Annotated in this window: 14 protein-coding genes; 9 read left to right on the top strand and 5 right to left on the bottom strand. The window is 42.3% G+C overall.

The genetic code is table 11. From position 1 onward, the window contains the following. Positions 1-64: 64 nt before the first annotated feature. On the bottom strand, positions 65-1,771 hold the full coding sequence (locus THEBA_RS10175; RefSeq protein ID WP_014731456.1) for a M3 family oligoendopeptidase: 1,707 nt from the start codon (positions 1,769-1,771) through the stop codon (positions 65-67). A gap of 166 nt (positions 1,772-1,937) precedes the next feature. On the opposite strand from THEBA_RS10175, the gene THEBA_RS10170 reads away from it, so the two are divergent. The 3 genes from THEBA_RS10170 to THEBA_RS10160 all read left to right on the top strand — a co-directional run bounded on the left by THEBA_RS10170 (position 1,938) and on the right by THEBA_RS10160 (position 5,570). Next, positions 1,938-2,873, top strand: coding sequence for a carbohydrate kinase family protein (locus THEBA_RS10170; protein WP_014731455.1), 936 nt, complete (start codon positions 1,938-1,940; stop codon positions 2,871-2,873). Continuing rightward, positions 2,870-4,318 carry a glycosyltransferase gene (locus THEBA_RS10165; RefSeq protein WP_014731454.1) on the top strand — a complete coding sequence of 483 codons (1,449 nt, stop codon included), beginning with the start codon at positions 2,870-2,872 and terminating at the stop codon, positions 4,316-4,318. The genes THEBA_RS10170 and THEBA_RS10165 overlap by 4 nt, the downstream gene beginning before the upstream one ends. A gap of 79 nt (positions 4,319-4,397) precedes the next feature. Further along, complete coding sequence (locus THEBA_RS10160) at positions 4,398-5,570, top strand: MalY/PatB family protein (protein ID WP_014731453.1); 1,173 nt, start codon at positions 4,398-4,400, stop codon at positions 5,568-5,570. Positions 5,571-5,833: 263 nt separating this feature from the next. On the opposite strand, the gene THEBA_RS10155 is transcribed toward THEBA_RS10160, so the two are convergent. After that, the gene (locus THEBA_RS10155) at positions 5,834-6,547 is read right to left on the bottom strand and encodes a class I SAM-dependent methyltransferase (protein ID WP_014731452.1); all 714 of its coding nucleotides are present in this window, start codon (positions 6,545-6,547) and stop codon (positions 5,834-5,836) included. 1,696 nt (positions 6,548-8,243) lie between these two features. Here THEBA_RS10155 and nagA point away from each other — a divergent pair. Then, positions 8,244-9,350, top strand: a complete 1,107-nt coding sequence (gene nagA, locus THEBA_RS10150) for an N-acetylglucosamine-6-phosphate deacetylase (RefSeq protein WP_006488012.1) — start codon at positions 8,244-8,246, stop codon at positions 9,348-9,350. A gap of 438 nt (positions 9,351-9,788) precedes the next feature. Beyond that, complete coding sequence (locus THEBA_RS10145; protein ID WP_014731447.1) at positions 9,789-10,454, top strand: carboxylesterase family protein; 666 nt, start codon at positions 9,789-9,791, stop codon at positions 10,452-10,454. On the opposite strand, the gene THEBA_RS10140 is transcribed toward THEBA_RS10145, so the two are convergent. Beyond that, on the bottom strand, positions 10,446-10,793 hold the full coding sequence (locus THEBA_RS10140; RefSeq protein WP_014731446.1) for a hypothetical protein: 348 nt from the start codon (positions 10,791-10,793) through the stop codon (positions 10,446-10,448). The genes THEBA_RS10145 and THEBA_RS10140 overlap by 9 nt on opposite strands. Positions 10,794-11,123: 330 nt before the next feature. Between THEBA_RS10140 and THEBA_RS10135 the strand changes: the two genes are divergently transcribed. Beyond that, positions 11,124-11,729 carry a hypothetical protein gene (locus THEBA_RS10135; RefSeq protein WP_041928208.1) on the top strand — a complete coding sequence of 202 codons (606 nt, stop codon included), beginning with the start codon at positions 11,124-11,126 and terminating at the stop codon, positions 11,727-11,729. A gap of 172 nt (positions 11,730-11,901) precedes the next feature. Here THEBA_RS10135 and THEBA_RS10130 read toward each other — a convergent pair whose 3' ends face one another. Beyond that, complete coding sequence (locus THEBA_RS10130) at positions 11,902-12,372, bottom strand: peroxiredoxin (RefSeq protein WP_014731444.1); 471 nt, start codon at positions 12,370-12,372, stop codon at positions 11,902-11,904. Between the two features lie 420 nt (positions 12,373-12,792). On the opposite strand from THEBA_RS10130, the gene THEBA_RS10125 reads away from it, so the two are divergent. Beyond that, positions 12,793-14,136, top strand: coding sequence for a transglutaminase-like domain-containing protein (locus THEBA_RS10125; RefSeq protein WP_014731443.1), 1,344 nt, complete (start codon positions 12,793-12,795; stop codon positions 14,134-14,136). A 254-nt stretch (positions 14,137-14,390) separates the two neighbouring features. Beyond that, positions 14,391-15,023 carry a hypothetical protein gene (locus tag THEBA_RS10120; RefSeq protein ID WP_014731442.1) on the top strand — a complete coding sequence of 211 codons (633 nt, stop codon included), beginning with the start codon at positions 14,391-14,393 and terminating at the stop codon, positions 15,021-15,023. Positions 15,024-15,180: 157 nt separating this feature from the next. Here the strand turns inward: THEBA_RS10120 and THEBA_RS10115 are convergent, their stop codons facing one another. Next, positions 15,181-15,786 (bottom strand): GerMN domain-containing protein, encoded by a 606-nt coding sequence (locus THEBA_RS10115; protein ID WP_236609146.1) that lies wholly within the window; start codon positions 15,784-15,786, stop codon positions 15,181-15,183. A 76-nt stretch (positions 15,787-15,862) separates the two neighbouring features. Between THEBA_RS10115 and uvsE the strand changes: the two genes are divergently transcribed. After that, complete coding sequence (uvsE, locus tag THEBA_RS10110; protein ID WP_014731440.1) at positions 15,863-16,759, top strand: UV DNA damage repair endonuclease UvsE; 897 nt, start codon at positions 15,863-15,865, stop codon at positions 16,757-16,759. Positions 16,760-16,818 lie beyond the last annotated feature (59 nt).

Here is a 16,818-nt window from a genome sequence, read left to right as displayed (position 1 = left end):
GTAGATTTAATTATGATGGATTACGTCCTTACGAACTGTCTATTCTTTCAAAGAAGCACTCTCTTCAAAGCAAAGCTAGCTCGCTTTCAACAAATCGGACGAGTTCAAGCAGGTAATGCTCCGAAAAATCGAATTTTATACCTGCGCTTTCAAACAATTCGTCTAGCGGCCTTGAATAACCCATTGAAAGGAACTTCTTGTAATCCTTTATGGCCTTAGAGCCATTTTGCCTATAGTTTCTGTAAACAGCGAGAGCCCCAAGTTGAGCAATTCCGTATTCTATATAGTAGAAGGGATTCGTAAAAATATGTGGCTGAAGAAGCCAGCGAATCTTCTTCTCTTCTTCGAGTCCTGTCCAGTCGACTCCAGTGTTAAATCGATCAAAAACCAAAGAGAATTTCTCATCTCTTTCCGAGGAAGAATGATCGGGGTTTGTGTAGATCCACTGCTGGAAAGAATCCACAATCATACACCATGGCAGAAAACTCAAAGTTCCGGCCAGTTCCTCTTTTCTTGCAATCCTTACCTCCTCTTCTGAGTAGTATTCATCCCAGTAATCCATCGTCAAAAGTTCCATAGACATGGAAGCCAGTTCGGCAGCTTCGTGGGTTGCGTGTCTATAAGCTATCAGTTTCTCATCTGTCGTTGCAAAAGAGTGCATCGCATGTCCCGATTCATGAAGTATGGTTTTGACATTTGCGGGAGTTCCCGTGGCGTTCATAAAGATGAAAGGAGCGCCGGTTTCATCTAAGGGGTAGTTGTAGCCACCTGGAGCCTTTCCCTTTCTGTTTTCGAGATCAAGCAGACCGTTCTCCTTCATCTTTAAGAGATTAACGCCGAACTCCGGGTCAACCTTCTGAAGTACTCTGATAGCCTTCTGTATGAATTCCTCCATTGTTTCAAATGGCTTTAGCACTCTTCCCGAAGGCTCAACACTAATATCCCAGGGTCTTAGTCTATCCAACCCGAGTTCTTTCCGTCTCTTCTCATTTAGCTCCGAAACAAAAGGGACTACAACTTTTTCTACAGATTCATGAAATCTGTGTACATCCTCGACTGAATAGACAAATCTGTTCTTCTTCTGATGCATATAGTCTCTATAACTACTGAATCCAGAATTTGCCGCCTGAGGAACCCTTACAGAAAGAAGTCTATCAAATAAGTTCTCAAGGCTTTCATGTACTTCATCAAGTTTGCTCATTGAAAGCCGCCAGGCTTCTTCGCGAGTTAAGCGGTCCGGTTCCAGCTGGAACCTCGATAGCTGCGAAAGAGTGTATTCTTTTCCTCGAAACTCTGCAGTTATTGAACCGATGGTCGCCGCATATTCAGACGCCATTTTCTTCTCCTGAACCTCCAGAGAGAGATTATCCTCATTGAAAAGCTCAACCGCATTAGAAACTATCGCATCGAAGTTCTCATATCGGAAAGGATCTAACTCCCTTCTGTGAATGCTATCGTAGTATTTTTTCATAAGCCTTATTCTGTAAGGCTCTGCCTTCGAATAAACATCTTCAAAGAATTTCGAATAATCAAGTCTCTTCTTCTCGTTATCAGCAAATCTTGTCATGTCGATGTACTTCCATGCAAGCTTCTCTTGAAGAATCATGAATAGCTCACTCCAGTGAAGCAGGAAGTTCTCTAGCGAATCTCTATCAACAATTTCGTATTCCTCAAGCCTCTTGAGCTCGCTCTCCAGATTCTCCCAAAGCGATAAATCAATATCACTTCCAACATATCTTCTTTGGAGCCTTTTTAAAGATATTTCCTCCATTTACTAAACCTCCTATCTCAAATATGTGTAGCCATTGTTAACTTGATTATACACGCCTCCCACTTTGAGAATCTGGTTTCTGAAGAGCTATGTTTGAGCAGATCCCGGATCCGTGAACGGAAATAGACTCTCGAATGATAGACTAATAAGAGAAGGAGGCGTTGAATTGTCTCGAATTGCCGTCGTTGGTGAGCTCCTTATTGATCTGATATCTACCAATACTGTGAAAGATCTAGGCGAAGCGACTTCTTTTCGAAGGTTCTTTGCGGGTTCGCCTGGAAACCTTGCATCGAATCTTAACGACCTGGGTATCGAAAGTATTCTTCTATCAAGAGTTGGAAATGATCCTTTCGGAAGGGCTTACCTTGAGCATCTTCGTCTAAAAGGGATCGATACTTCCTTTGTCCAGCAAGACCAGGAAGCCCATACCTCTATGGTCTTCGTTTCGAGATCTCAGTCATCCCCACAGTTCTCGGCCTTCAGAGGCGCAGATTGCTTACTTGAGGAACCGTATGATATTGATAGCTTCATGAAGGACATAGACTTTATTCACTTCACTACATGGCCGTTATCGTGTGAGAGGTCTCGAGAGGTTTGCTGCAAGCTTGTAGATTATGCACTTCGAACGGGAGTAAGGATCACATTCGATCCCAACTACAGACAAATTCTTTGGACTCACAATCAGGATGGTTCGGAATTCATAATAGGGTTCCTCGAGAATGTCTTTCTTGTCAAACCTTCTGAAGATGATGCTAACGAAATTTTCGGCCCTGGAGAACCTCTTGATTACATCCGCAAATTCCATGAATCTGGAGCGAAAAACGTCATTCTGACTCTGGGGCAAAAAGGATCAATGATATCCGACGGAAACAGGGTAGTAACCTTGCCATCTTGTGCGAGAAGAGTAGTAGATACAACAGGAGCTGGAGATGCATTTTGGTCAGGAGTTTTATTCGGATTGCTCGGTGGAAAGGACATATTTGAATCGGCAGTGTACGGTAACTACTGCGCGGGCTTTCGCATTGAACACGAAGGAAAGGAAGTGATCTTACCTTCTATAGATGCTCTGAAGGCGATTTTCGAGGCAGGTGATTATTTGTGAGAGTTGCGTTTATAAACCCGCAGGGAAACTTCGACAGGGAAGACAGCTACTGGACGACTCATCCGGATTTTGGGGGCCAATTGGTCTATGTTAAAGAGGTCGCTTCGGCTATGTCGGAAATGGGAATCAGGTGTGACATAATCACCAGAAGAATAATCGATGAGAGATGGCCCGAATTCGCCGATGAATTCGACTACTATCCAGGAAAAGAGAATCTCAGAATCGTTCGGATTCCCTTCGGCCCCGACGGATTTCTAAGAAAAGAGGACTTATGGCCCTACCTAGGTGAGTTCTCAATAAGAATAATAGAGTTCTATCGGGCAGAGCGCACGATGCCGAATTTTCTTACAACACATTACGGAGATGGAGGTCTTACAGGCGCTATGTTATTCAAAGAAACGGGGATTCCTTACTCGTTCACCGCTCACTCCTTAGGGGCTCAGAAACTAGACAAGCTACTTCAGACGGGAGAAAACCGCATGAAAATCGAAGAGGAGTTCAAGTTCTCCTATCGAATTGCGGCAGAGCGTATCTCTATGAAGTACTCTGCAGTGAATTTTGTTTCAACTTCGATGGAAAGATTTCAGCAGTATAGCCATCCCCTTTACCGTGAGTTTTCTGACGTCGGAAACGATTCAAAATACTCTATCGTGCCTCCCGGTGTCAATACGGATATATTCACTGCAAATCCATCGGAATTGGACGAAGCAATAGAAGATAGATACAAAGAGGCTGTTGAAAGATTTTCAAATGCATCGAGGTTTCGACTTCCGATGATCGTTGTCTCAAGCAGATTCGAAGGAAAGAAGAACCACATTGGAATAGTCAGAGCCTTTGCAAATGATCGTGAACTCCATGAGTCAAGCAATCTTGTAATCGTCACGAGAGGGATTAAAAATCCATACGAAGAATTCGACTCTCTTGAGGAACCTGATCGTTCAGTTCTGAAGGAAATCATCGACCATATCCGCAGAAATGGAATTGAATACGGAGTGATTTTCCTTAACATTGAGAATCAGCACGAACTATCCGCCCTATATAGAATCTCTACAAAGAGGAAATCGATTTTCGCTTTGACATCTCTGTATGAACCGTTCGGCCTTGCACCGATTGAAGCTATGGCCTGCGGGCTGCCAGTAGTAGCAACCTCAAATGGTGGACCGGCAGAGAGTTTAAGAGAAGACAACATTGAATATGGAGTGCTAGTAGATCCTCTTGAAACAAATGATATTGTTCGCGGATTGAAAAAGGCTCTCTTCAGCAGTCCCTCTTTTTGGGAAGAATTAAGTTCAAGAGGAGTCGATCGGGTAACCGAAAAATATACATGGCGATCAAGCGCTGAAAACTATCTCAACGTGATCAAAGAAAAAATCAAGGGGGAATATCCCGAGCCGGAGATTCCAGAATGTCTTTACTCGGGTGATGGTCTTCCGTTTATTGAGTAGTCCAGAAATTCTTTCAGCTCAACCAATGATAATCTTGAATGTGAACATAGATGACATTTCTAAGAGATGGAGGAAAGCTGTGAAATACGACTTTGACAGAGTTATCGAGAGAAGAGGAACAAATTGCATTAAGTGGGATCACGCAGATCTCTTTTTTGGAAGGAATGATCTGCTTCCGATGTGGGTAGCCGATATGGATTTTGAGTCGCCCCCTGAAGTTGTCGAGGCAATAGTCTCAAGAGCAAAGCATGGAATCTACGGATATACCGCAAGATCAAAAGCTTACTACGAGTCTATCGTGAATTGGCTTTATAGAAGACATGGCTGGAAGATAAAGGAAGAGTGGATCGCACACGCTCCTGGAGTTGTCGCGGCAGTTCACATTGCCATTATGGCGCTTTCTCATCCTGGAGACAGGGTGGTTGTGCAGACACCGGTGTATTATCCTTTCTTCAAAGCAATCAATGAAACGGGTCGACAAATGATTCTGAACCCTTTGAAGGAATCAGACGGAAGGTACTCAATGGATTTCGAAGACCTTGAAAGAAAAGTTGATTCAAGAACGAAGATTATCATTCTCTGCAGTCCCCACAATCCAGTCGGAAGGGTTTGGAGAAGAGATGAGCTCTCAAGGCTGGGAGAGATCTGTTTGAACAGAAACATCAAGATAATCTCTGACGAGATCCATTCGGATCTGGTTTTTGGCAATAACAAGCATATACCTACAGCAATGATTTCTGACGAGGTTTCTTCCATAACACTGACATGCGTTGCGCCAAGTAAGACTTTCAATCTCGCGGGCCTCTCTTCAGCAGCGGTAATTTCGTCATCCAGTGAACTTCTAGGAGAATACTCGAGTATGATGAGCACAGTTGGAGCCGGTATGTCTAACGTTTTTGGCACAGTCGCTCTTGAAACGGCTTATAACAATGGGGAACGTTGGCTCGAACAACTACTCGAATACATTAATGGGAACTTCGTGTATATGAGAGATTTCTTGAAAACCAATTTCCCGGAGCTGAGAGTTGCTGATCTCGAGGGAACCTATCTTGCATGGATCGATTTTAGAAATACAGGTATGAGTGTTGAAGAGCTCAGGAGCTTTCTGTACGAAAAGGCAAAGGTTGGCTTTGAAGACGGCTCGATATTCGGTGAAGAAGGCGAAGGGTTCATGAGGGTGAATCTTGCCTGCCCAAGGGCCATAGTTGAAGAGGCAATGAAGAGATTAATTACAGCCAGGAAATCCGAGTGATTTTCAAGTTTGCTAAGAATGTTGTAACTTACTCTGATCGGAAGAAAAGAAGTACATATAGACTTAAACAATAGTCACGCTGGGTTAATTGACAATTCCACATTTTTGACTAAAATGAATTGAAGAATCAACTCCTTCTCGACTCGATCAAACAGAGACATGCTAGACCCCACCCCTGTTCGGAAATTCCCAAATAGAAAACAGGCTCTTCACGAGAGGGCCTGTTTTGTTTCTGACCATTTCTGACCATTAAGGTGTCTTTCTCACTTCTTTCTCAATTTGAAAGAAGTGTATCTCTTTCTATCAGTGAATAACAACTCAAGTCCGACAAGATCGGAAATTACTTGCATTGTTCTGACAGTATAAAAGGATATATGACTCATATCTCTCATGTAGTACCAGTCAAGAAACTGCTGATGATCTTGTGGATGAAAAAGAGTCATGACTGAAAGCAATCCATCATCCTCAAGATAGCCCGAAAGCATTCTAAAATACTTTACGGGTTCCGCAAGGTGTTCGAAAACCTCAGTTGAGGTGATTAGATTGTATTTTTTCCCCTTAAAGACCTCATTTGGCGAGAAGTAAAGATCATAGATGTCCATTTTGAAGCCGTAATCCCTTTCAAGTATAGTTGCAAGCACAGGCGATGGACCACTTCCAAAATCAAATCCTCTTCTTCCTTTTGAGAGGAAAGGCACAACTGCAGAATCGATGAAATCTTTGAAAAACGCAACGTATCGCGGGTCCTCGATGCTATTATTGTGCCTATTATAGATCTTCAGCTCTTCTTCTTCTGAAATCCAATCGGCCGGATCCTTCGAGATGAACTCACAGTTTCCGCAGTGGTGATATTTCACCTTTAATGTGCGATTATAGATCTCTCGCGTTTCAGAACCACAAATTATGCATTCATTTAGCACGTTTAACCATTCCGCAAGTGCCCCCTGTCTTTCCTTGATTATACATTTGATGTCCATGCTTTTGCAGACTCTACCTACTGCCCTTAATCAATCTCAGTTCTCCATGTTCCAATTAGAAATTATAAAGTCTGGATCATAACTATTCCAACAATCCTCGAATCTTTGGATTCTTAACCATCTAATCAGTTGACAAATCCCCATTCAAAATTCTACATGATCTATTACATTGAACTTTTTTCTTGTTCTGGAAGAAATACTTATTAGCTTTCCAATAATAATTATATTTATCTAAGATTGTTTTAGTTTCTCTCTTGACTTTTTATTATTTTATGTGATATATTATGAATGTCGAAGCAGAGATTAACAAAAAGGAGGTGTGAGAATGAGAAAAGTGAAAGATCCAGCGTCCATAGAAAGAGCAATCAGAAAGTTCAAAGAGAAACTCGCAGGAGAGTCCTTCCCACATTACCTATGAAGGAGGTGAGGAAGATGAGAGGAAGAGAAAGAAAGGTTCATTACAGAGAAAGGGAGACTTACTCAAACATCATTGAAGATTCAATCAGATCAAGAGTAATGAACATCAGATAAGAGAGGAGTGGTTTGAATGAGATTCAGGGAGAAGAAAGACTTCAAGGCGATAGACAGATTGATCGAGAGTGAAAGAGAGACTGTTTACAGTAACTTACTTATCAATCCGAGATTTTGATTGGAGAAGAGGAGGAAAGAAGATGAAGAAGAGAAACATGAAGGAAGTAGACAGGATAGTTTTACAGGTAAGAGAGAGTGCTTTCAGTTCCTTGATGATGAATCCCAGGTTCTAACTCCGAAGAGAAGGGGGTGAGATCATGAGAAAGAGAAGAGAGAATTTAGCGGATGTGGATAGATACATTGACAAGATAAAGACAGATGCACTGAAGAGATACATGAGCTCTATCCACAACTGAAAAGAAGGAGAGGCGTTCAAATTGATAGAATCCAAAGGAATACTGGATACCAAATAACTGAAGACCCGTTCCATAACTTTCCAAAGGGTCTTCAGTTTTTATTGTAGAGTCTGTGGAAAGAGATGGCCGTTTCTCTGCTATGGCAGATCAGTTATAGAATGCAAGACGCAATATCGGCAAAGATCGTGCCGGGACGCAAGGCTGCCTCCGGCAGGAAGTGAGGCTCGCTGGCTCGAGGAAGTGATGCCCGGAAGGACATCCAGGGAAGTGATGCTGGCGCTTACGCGCCAGGAGGCTGAAAAGAAAAAAGTCAGAGAATAAGATCCAGTGCAAAATCGACAAGAGATATTTGTCTCCTCTGGTACTCACCTGACGGGATCACTGTCCCGCCTTTTCCCGTAACGTTCACTACCATGGCTCTTTACCACAGCAGCTTACGGCGGTTTGAAGCCTCCACCTGCATGGCGGCTTCGTGGGGCCCTCCCTCATCTTCAATTAAGCATGGCTTGAAGTTTACTTCTTCGCCTTCTTGGCACACTCCAACCTCGAACCTCGTCGCGTTTTGACCAAGAACGAGGAACAAATCCTCTCTCTTGAATAACAGTTCTCCTCGACGAATCTGTTTTGTCCCTATTCCTACCGCCTACTTACTACCCGCGATCATGATCTCCCCTTTATTTGGCCAAATGCTCAATCTCATGTTTGCCAAAAAAACACATCTCCTCTTGACAGACGAGCTTTCTCAACACAGAAATTGTATTGAAGAAGAATAGGTGTAATAATTGAGTTGTGAAGGGAGATGACCTTGAATGGAACTGGAAAGAATTCTCGTAGTTGATCCAATAGATGGTGAATACACAGCAGATGTAAGGATTTCTGGAAGCAAAATCGAATCAATCAAGAAGACCGGAGGAGATTTCAGATCGATAGCTATGCCCGGCTTCGTTGATACTCATTCGCATGGCGCCCTTGGAATAAATTGCATGACAATGAACCATGAAGGGTTGGAAAAGTGGGAGGAATTTGCTCAATCTCATGGTGTGACTTACCTTCTCCCAACCACAGTATCTGCTAGCGAGGAAGGAATGAAGAGAGTTGCAGATCTTGTATCTAAATACATTTCCGACAGGTCAAGAACGGTGGTTCACGGAGTGCATTTCGAAGGTCCATATATTAACCCCAAGAAGAAAGGTGCTCAAAATCCGGAAGCAATTAGGCAGCCAACACTATCAGAGATAAATTCTGTGCTTTCAGATGTAGTTATGATAATTACGATGGCCCCCGAGGTTGGAGGATTTTTGGAGGTCCTTCCCGAGATAATAAAGCGAGAAATCACTGTCTCGATCGGACATACAGACGCCACTTATAACCAGATCAAGGCTGCTTATAAATTAGGTGCCAGGAGGATGACTCACTTCCCCAACGGTATGAACACCCTTCACCATAGAGAGATTGGTTGTGTTGGAGCGGGATTCCTGCTTCCTTTGAATCTCGAAATGATTGTCGACGGAGTTCATACCACGCCTGAATTCGTAGAAATGGTCTACAAAATCCGTGGAAGCGAAGCGATAATTCTTGTTACCGATTCTCTTGATGCAACGGGTTTGGATAATGGGATTTACGATCTCGGTGGTCTAAGGGTAGAAGTAAAAGACAATGTTGCAACACTTGAAGACGGGACTCTAGCCGGAAGTACTCTGACAATGGACAAAGCAATAAGAAATTTCAAGAGGTGGACTGGCTGCAATTTTCAAGAACTGGCGAAAGTATCTTCCTACAACGCTCTTAAGAATCTTGGCATCTCCAACAGGGGAAGATTCAAAGAGGGCATGATTGCCGATATTGTGTTGCTTAGCAAAGAACTGGAGGTCGAAGAAACGATTCTAGCTGGCAAATCTGTGTTCATTTCCAAGTAGCTATGAGATCGCGAAAGCCAGAGTGGGTAGCTTTTCCCAAAAGAAAGGCTCTCTGATTTTTGAAGATTTTTAAGAAGAAGATTATAGTGACTTTTCTCGTCGAACGTGCATTGTATTGAGTAGATTTAATTAAGATTCATTACGCATTTCCAAACTATTCCACTAGGATCTGGTGCTGTATTGACAGAGCCACTTCACCAGAATTTACGAGCTTGACCCTATTCATTAATCCGGACTGGCCAGAGTAACTCTCCTACTGTCTGCAAGCTTTTTCTAAGATAAGTTAACAACGATCACTGTGGCAAGAATGATACATATCCTCTTATTTGGGAGAATGGACTGATTTCTTCAAGAAGACTCACGACTATTGTTTATGCAGAGAATTCTCTGTCGATAATGATATGCTGTAGGTTGAAGTCTGATAAGGAGGTGCCAAAAATGGAGCTTCATAAATCAACCATCGCTTATTCACTCAAAAGGAAGCTGGACTACCTTCTCTCACTCCCCTTACAATACAACGAAGAAGATACTGAATGGCCGCTTATTCTATTTCTTCATGGAGCGGGTGAGAGGGGAGACAATTTGGAGCTACTGAAGAAGCACGGAATTCCACGAGTGGTTAGCGAAATGAGCGATTTTCCTTTCATAACCGTCTCGCCACAATGTCCGGAAAATGATTGGTGGCTGAACAGACTTCAGGACCTCAGATTTCTCCTAGAATCGATCATTAAGCAGTACAGAGTCGATCACTCAGCAATCTATCTCACAGGCCTTTCTATGGGAGGTTTCGGAACCTGGCATATGGCAGTTGAGTACCCAGATTTATTTTCCGCCATAGCTCCAATTTGTGGCGGAGGATTAGGGATTTTGGGATTCCCGGAAAGAGTGATCGATATCAAGGATTTGCCGGTTTGGGCCTTTCACGGTGAAAAAGACAATATTGTCTCTGTTGAAGAGAGCAGAATTCTTGTGAAAACTTTGAAGGAAGCCGGAGGAAACGCAATGCTAAAGATCTATCCCGATGCAGGCCATGATTCATGGACAGAGACTTACTCGGATCCGGAACTTTATGAATGGTTCATGAGCAAGCGTAAACTAGGTTGACTTCGTTCTTATGGAACTTACCTGAGATCTGTTGAGAATCATTCTGGTTGGTTTGAGATTTCCAGTTCTAAAACCTCTCCTGCTCCTGACAATCTGTTTACGAGCCTCAAAATAGACTCTTAGTGAAAGAACCCAGATCACTGCTACCAATATCCAAACCGCTATCAACATTATCAGGAGCCACCCAAACCCTTCAAGTCTTTCTCTTGCTCCAAAGAATCTCGTGATTCCATAAATCGATACGGGAGATACTATTCCGAGTAAAACCGATGCTCTTATGAAGTTGTTTCTTATGAGTCCTATTTTGGGCCTTCTGCTTCTCCTTACTGCAAAACCCATTAAATCACCACCTCAAGTTACTTCTTGTCTGAGTAATGTAATTATACACTCATTGTTTTGCCTGCCCTTTAATAGAGAAATACTTTCGCCGAAAACTTCCAACATAAGACATATGAGATCCATTTCTCATAAGCAACAACGAATCTCTCTTTCTTCCAGAAGAATTTGGCAGTCGCTCTTTTAATTTCTCGCCTCTCCTCACTTGTAATAGAGTACTCTGTGAATTCAAATTGTGGAGGCTCAAATGGTCAAGTTAACAGATGAATCATCGAAAGAGGCTTTTATCGATTACTGCAGGAAATTCATCCGGAGCATGGCGATTCTTTTTTTTTGCTATCGGAGACATTTGTCGCCGCTGAAGATCATCCTTCAGTAATTCTCTTGGATAGAAATGATGAAGTTATTGGAGCTGCCTCTCTAATTCTTGAGGGAAGATATAGGAGTTTAAGAAGGGGAAGATTCATGATTCTTCATTCCAAATCATCGATGACGGACGCCTATAGATCACTACTTACGCCATTACTAAGTAAAATCTCTGGAATAGACGAGGTCTATCTCTTTGTTTCATTAGGAAAACCAGTCGAATCCATTCTAAAGGAAATCGGTTTCAAAGTTGAGGGATATTCCTTCGTCCTTAAGAGAAGGCTAATTAGCAGCTCTCTAGAAACCCCCGAGGAAATCGATTTCACCACATTTGACTTGGAGAAACACGGAGAGACTTTCTGCAAAATAATCAACTCTGCTTTCGCCAAACTAGCGGGCCATTTCGACATTGACCCGAACTGGTTAAAAAGCAATCTGTCAATTAGCACAGTTCCAGATTCAGGGATTCAACTGCTATATAAAGAAAATGAACCAGTAGGCCTCTTCTTTTCGGAAATCAATAGTGAAAGACTCCTTGAAATAGGTCCTCTGGCGTTACTGCCAGGCTTTTAAGGGCAGGATTTTAGAAAGCTCTTGTTAAGAAAAACATTGGCTCTTTCTTATGAATTGGGCCTTGGAAGTGTCCTCTCGGAGAATACATGAAACGAGATCACCCTTTCTCTTTATCTTGAAGATGGATTTGAGAAAGTCCAGGCAAAAACCTGTTACAACCTCATTGTCTAGATCACTCTAAACTCCTGATGAACTCCAACACTTCTACGGCATGACCCTTTGCTTTAACGTTTCGATATTCTTTTGCGAGAATTCTGTTTTCATTAATTACAAAAGTCGATCTTTCTGTTCCCATATATTCACGACCGTACATCTTTTTCGGTTTGATCACGTCGAACATCTCGTGAATCCTTCCATTCTCATCACTCAGAATAGAAAAATTCAAATCAAGCTTCAACGAGAAGCTCTGATGGGATTTCAGACTATCTTTGCTAACACCAATTATGACTGTATTTAAAGCCTCGAACTCGCTCGCCAAATCTCTAAAGCCTTCTGCTTCGAGCGTACAACCGGAAGTGTTATCTTTTGGGTAAAAATAGAGCACAATCTTCTTCCCGGAAAAGTGGGACAACGATATCTCATTGCCGTTTTGATCAAGTAATGAAAAGTCCGGTACGTTCTTGCCCAGAGAAATCTCGGCCATTATTTCACCTCCACCTTTTTCGGATGTCAAGAACGCCCCATCAGGATCAAGAAAGGAGCCCCGTTTCACTCATCTTAATTATAGGACAAATTACTCTAAGCACTTAGAATTCTCAGCCCTGTCTTCTTTGCTTGCAGAATGACGTGCTGTACCCATTAGAAATTAGACTCTCGGAAAATTGCAGGTACAATCTACTCCAAGCGTATCGAAGTCTTTTTCTCTTCTGGTGTTGTCAGATTATCTTCTGAAGAAAGATTCATGGCATGGATTTGCAAATATTCTAGCAGTGGAGAAAATTCCACCCCTTATATCTTAAGAGAATAGCGGCTTCCAGGCGGAGGCCGCCTTTTTTTTTCGTAGTCCTTCTTGCTGATATAATCATTTTGAGATCTTTGATTATGAAGATAAGGGGTGAAGGCAATGGATTTTTTAGCGGCTCAACTTCCTGAGAAGATCGGCTTGCTTGAGAGCAATGGAGACTACAAAGGGGCTATAAAAGAAATCGATAGTGAGCTTGAAAGCTATCTTCCTTCTATTATGACAAGAAGACTGTTATGGGAAAAGGAAAGAATTCTCAGACTGAAGGACAATTATCCATACACTAATTCACAGGCATTTGAGATTCTATCGAATTCTATAGACAACTTCACCAGAGAGGAATTTGAAGGTTTATGTGAAGCGAAGCAACTAGACTCAATGACTCTCGACGGTGAGGAAAGATTCGAAAGAAGATTCGATAAGAATCTTCTATTCGTTATGCCGGAATATGGTAGTCGACTGAAGCAAAAAGATAACGAACGAGACGAAATAAGGGCGCTCCTCCACAGAGAAATAGACAGGCTTATCAGCACTAGAGAACCCTCAAAATTCAAAGTGAATGCTAGATCGTCAATCAATGTTCAAAGCTCTGAGGAAAATGTTTTCCGCTGTTGGTTGCCAGTATCCAGAAATGGAGAACAAGTTTCCTCAACGAAGATCCTCAACACAAGTCACGATTATTTCCTGTCTCCGGCAGATTACTCCCAACGCACCGTATACATGGAGTCAGATGCAAAAAAAGATACCGTTTTCAGTGTCGAATTTGAGTACGAAATCTCCGAAATATCGACTTCCCTCGATCCTTCCAGATGCACACATCCCGATGAAAAGAGATTTGAAAGCTATTTGATTGAACGAGCGCCCCATATCGTATTTTCACCATTTATGAGATCTCTAGCCGATGAGATCTCTGGCAAGGAGACCAATCCCTACTACATCGCTAAGAGTTTCTATGACTGGATATGCGAGCATGTCAAATATACATTCATGAGTGAATATGCCCTTTATCCAAATCTTTCGGAATTTGCCGCTACCAATCTCAGGGGGGATTGTGGTGTAAAAGCTCTGCTGTTTATAACACTTTGCAGAATAAAGGGAATACCCGCTAGATGGCAATCAGGATGGTTCGCATCTCCAAAAGGTGCGAGCCCCCACGACTGGGCTTTGTTCTGGCTCGAACCTTTCGGGTGGGTTCCAGCCGACTGTTCCTTCGGAGGATCGAGGAAGGATATCCCTGCTTATAGAGAGTTCTACTTCGGGAATCTAGATGCGTACAGAATGATCTCGAATTCAGAATTTATGGCACCCCTGTTGCCGGCTAAGAGATTTTTCAGATCTGATCCATATGACAATCAGGTGGGAGAAATCGAGACAGAAAAGAGAGCCTTGAGATCGTACGAGAGGGAGTGCTCTATTGAAATACTCTCTTTTGAAAGGTTAACGTAACAAAAGCTGAAAACGGAGATCACTCTGAAAGATCTTTTTTCCTCTCGCTGTTATCAGTTTATGAAATCGCCAAAACAATCTTTTCGTCAGCCCTTAAAAGGATAAAAATGCTGCGATTATTCGATAGCTATCGAAAACCGATCATTTTGAACTGGAGCAAATCTGTTTTTCTGTCCATATAGTTTCAGCATGAGAGAAAATGCCTTGAATACTGATAGACTTATTTAAATAGATTACTACAAAGGAGGCATTCCATGAAGAAAAAATTCGTCCTGCTTTCTTTGTTGGTTATTTTTGCAGTTTCAGCATTCGCCCATGTACCGGCCTTCCTAACATCCGATGACTTTGCTAAAGGTGCATTCCTTGTAAGGGACATAGATCTGTCACAGATCTTTTATTATGTCTTCTCCGCAGCAGAGAAAATCACATTCGTATTCGAAGGTTTTGTCGGTCAGCACTTCCACATGCTTTTTGGAGTACCAAAGGAAATTGAAGGCATGGATTCCACAATGGACTTTCGTCCAGAAGTCACAGTATATGATCCTGATGGAGAAATCGTCGAAGATTTCGTTCTTGAAAGTATAGAACCCGAAATAATGTATGAGTTCTTCGGTGATACCTATTCATACCTATACGTAAGGCATGACTCGACACTAGCTAAGAAAGGGATCTATTCTATCAAAGTGAAGGCTGAAGATCCAGGAAGAGCATGGATAACGTTTGGAAAGAAGGAAAAATTTACCGCTTCCCAGATAATTGCGGTACCACGATGGATAAGAGAGATCAGATCATTTCACTATTTAAAGGGACTGGCCAAGTGGGAATTGTACGGGCTGGGTATCATAGGAGCAATATCTGCCGCTCTGGTGTTGTTAGTTTTCCTCTGAAAAAAGAAGCTCAAGATTAGTAATCGTGTAAGGTAAAAAGAAAAACGCCCATTTCGTTCGGACGTCTTAGTTAATATTCTACCACGAGATTTTGTTAAAGTCAACTACTCTGCAAATTGCAACAGTGTAAATTACTATTCAAAGATCAAATGTAAGATCAGGGTTGAAAGAGATCGATTGGCTCGAATTCAACGCTGCTCACCGAGTCGAATTGAAGAGCTGTCTTTTCTATCTGAGCTTTAAGGAGATTTACCCTGCAAGACCCGCCCGAAGTAAACCCGGCAGGATCTGAAAACTTCAAGAACAAAACTCCGTTCTCAAGTCTGGCTCCAAGAAATTGCAGTTCTCTGCCGGGGAATTCTGTCTTGAAACCCAGGTCTTCTTCGGCCTTAGTAAGCTCTCCCCTTAACAACAAACGCAGCGCATCGTTAATTGGTGACTGAGAATATGGAATCGTTCTCTGGACAGGTATTACAGCTCCTGTATCACAGATGACTTCGTCATTCATCAGTCTATCGAGAAGCTCGTTATAATAATAGAGATTGATACTCATTGTTCGCTGAACACCGGTTACCGCACTAATCTCCATCTCAAGAGCGGCCTGATGCTTTTCAAGGTTTGCTACCCTGCCCTCAAGGCTTTTCACCCTGAAAAGATGGAAAATAAGAATCACTAAAAGCAGAACTGAAATCACAAGAAAGGCAACAAGGACAACTCTGGTGATGGGGAAAGACTGTTGCTTCTTAACTCTCAAATACCTCACCTCTCAATCAGTATCGAATCAATTATACATTCTTCGCCCGAAACTCCGCTAAAATACTATTATTAGGAGGTTATGCATGAAGATAGGGTATCCTTGCATAAACACAACTCTCAGCTGCACCTCTGCGAAAACTTTCAGACTGGCATCATACAGCGAAGAGAGACTGATTAAGACTGTCTCTGCCAATCTTGATTGCCTTGAAGAGATACTAGAATACAACAGAAAAAAGGACATTCTCTTCTTTAGGATTTCATCGGACCTAATTCCATTTGCTTCTCACCCAGTGTGCAAAGCAAAGTGGGAAAATATTTTTCGAAGTAGATTCGAGAGCATAGGCGATAGGATAAAAAATTACAATATGAGAGTATCGATGCATCCCGATCAATTCGTCCTGCTCAATTCTCCCAGACCTGATGTTGTAAGCAACAGCAATGCTGAACTACTTTACCACGCAAAAGTCCTCAATCTCATGAAGCTAGACGGCAGCGCAAAAATCCAGATTCACGTTGGCGGAGTTTACGGAGATAAGAAGGAAGCCTCCAGGAGATTCATAGACAAGTATAACGCAGTTCCTGAAGCTATAAAGGAGCGACTCGTAATCGAAAACGACGAAAGATTGTACTCGCTTTCGGACTGTATGGCAATTAATTATGAGACAGGTATTCCGATTCTCCTTGATGTATTTCATCATTCAATTCTTTCAGATGGAATTTCATTTGCTGATTCCCTTAGTTTATCCGGATCAACGTGGTCAGATGAAGATGGAATTCCAATTGTTGATTACAGCACTCAACAAGAAGGCGCGAGAAAGGGAAGACATACAGATAGCATCGATCTACACAATTTCACTTCTTTTCTAGAAAAAAGTCTCCCCTTCAATTTCGACATCATGCTTGAGATAAAAGACAAGGAAAAGTCGGCAGAAGCAGCTATCCGTGTTGCGCGCAAAGACGAAAGGTTCCAGGTTAACTGAATCCAGTGCTAAAGAAAGATGGAGGCCAATTTTTACTTCGAGTCTATTGTGCTAGAATC

The sequence above is a fragment of the Mesotoga prima MesG1.Ag.4.2 genome (assembly GCF_000147715.2).
Taxonomy (GTDB): domain Bacteria; phylum Thermotogota; class Thermotogae; order Petrotogales; family Kosmotogaceae; genus Mesotoga; species Mesotoga prima.
Note: the sequence above shows the minus strand (reverse complement) of the source record. Positions and strands in the feature narration are given on the sequence as shown.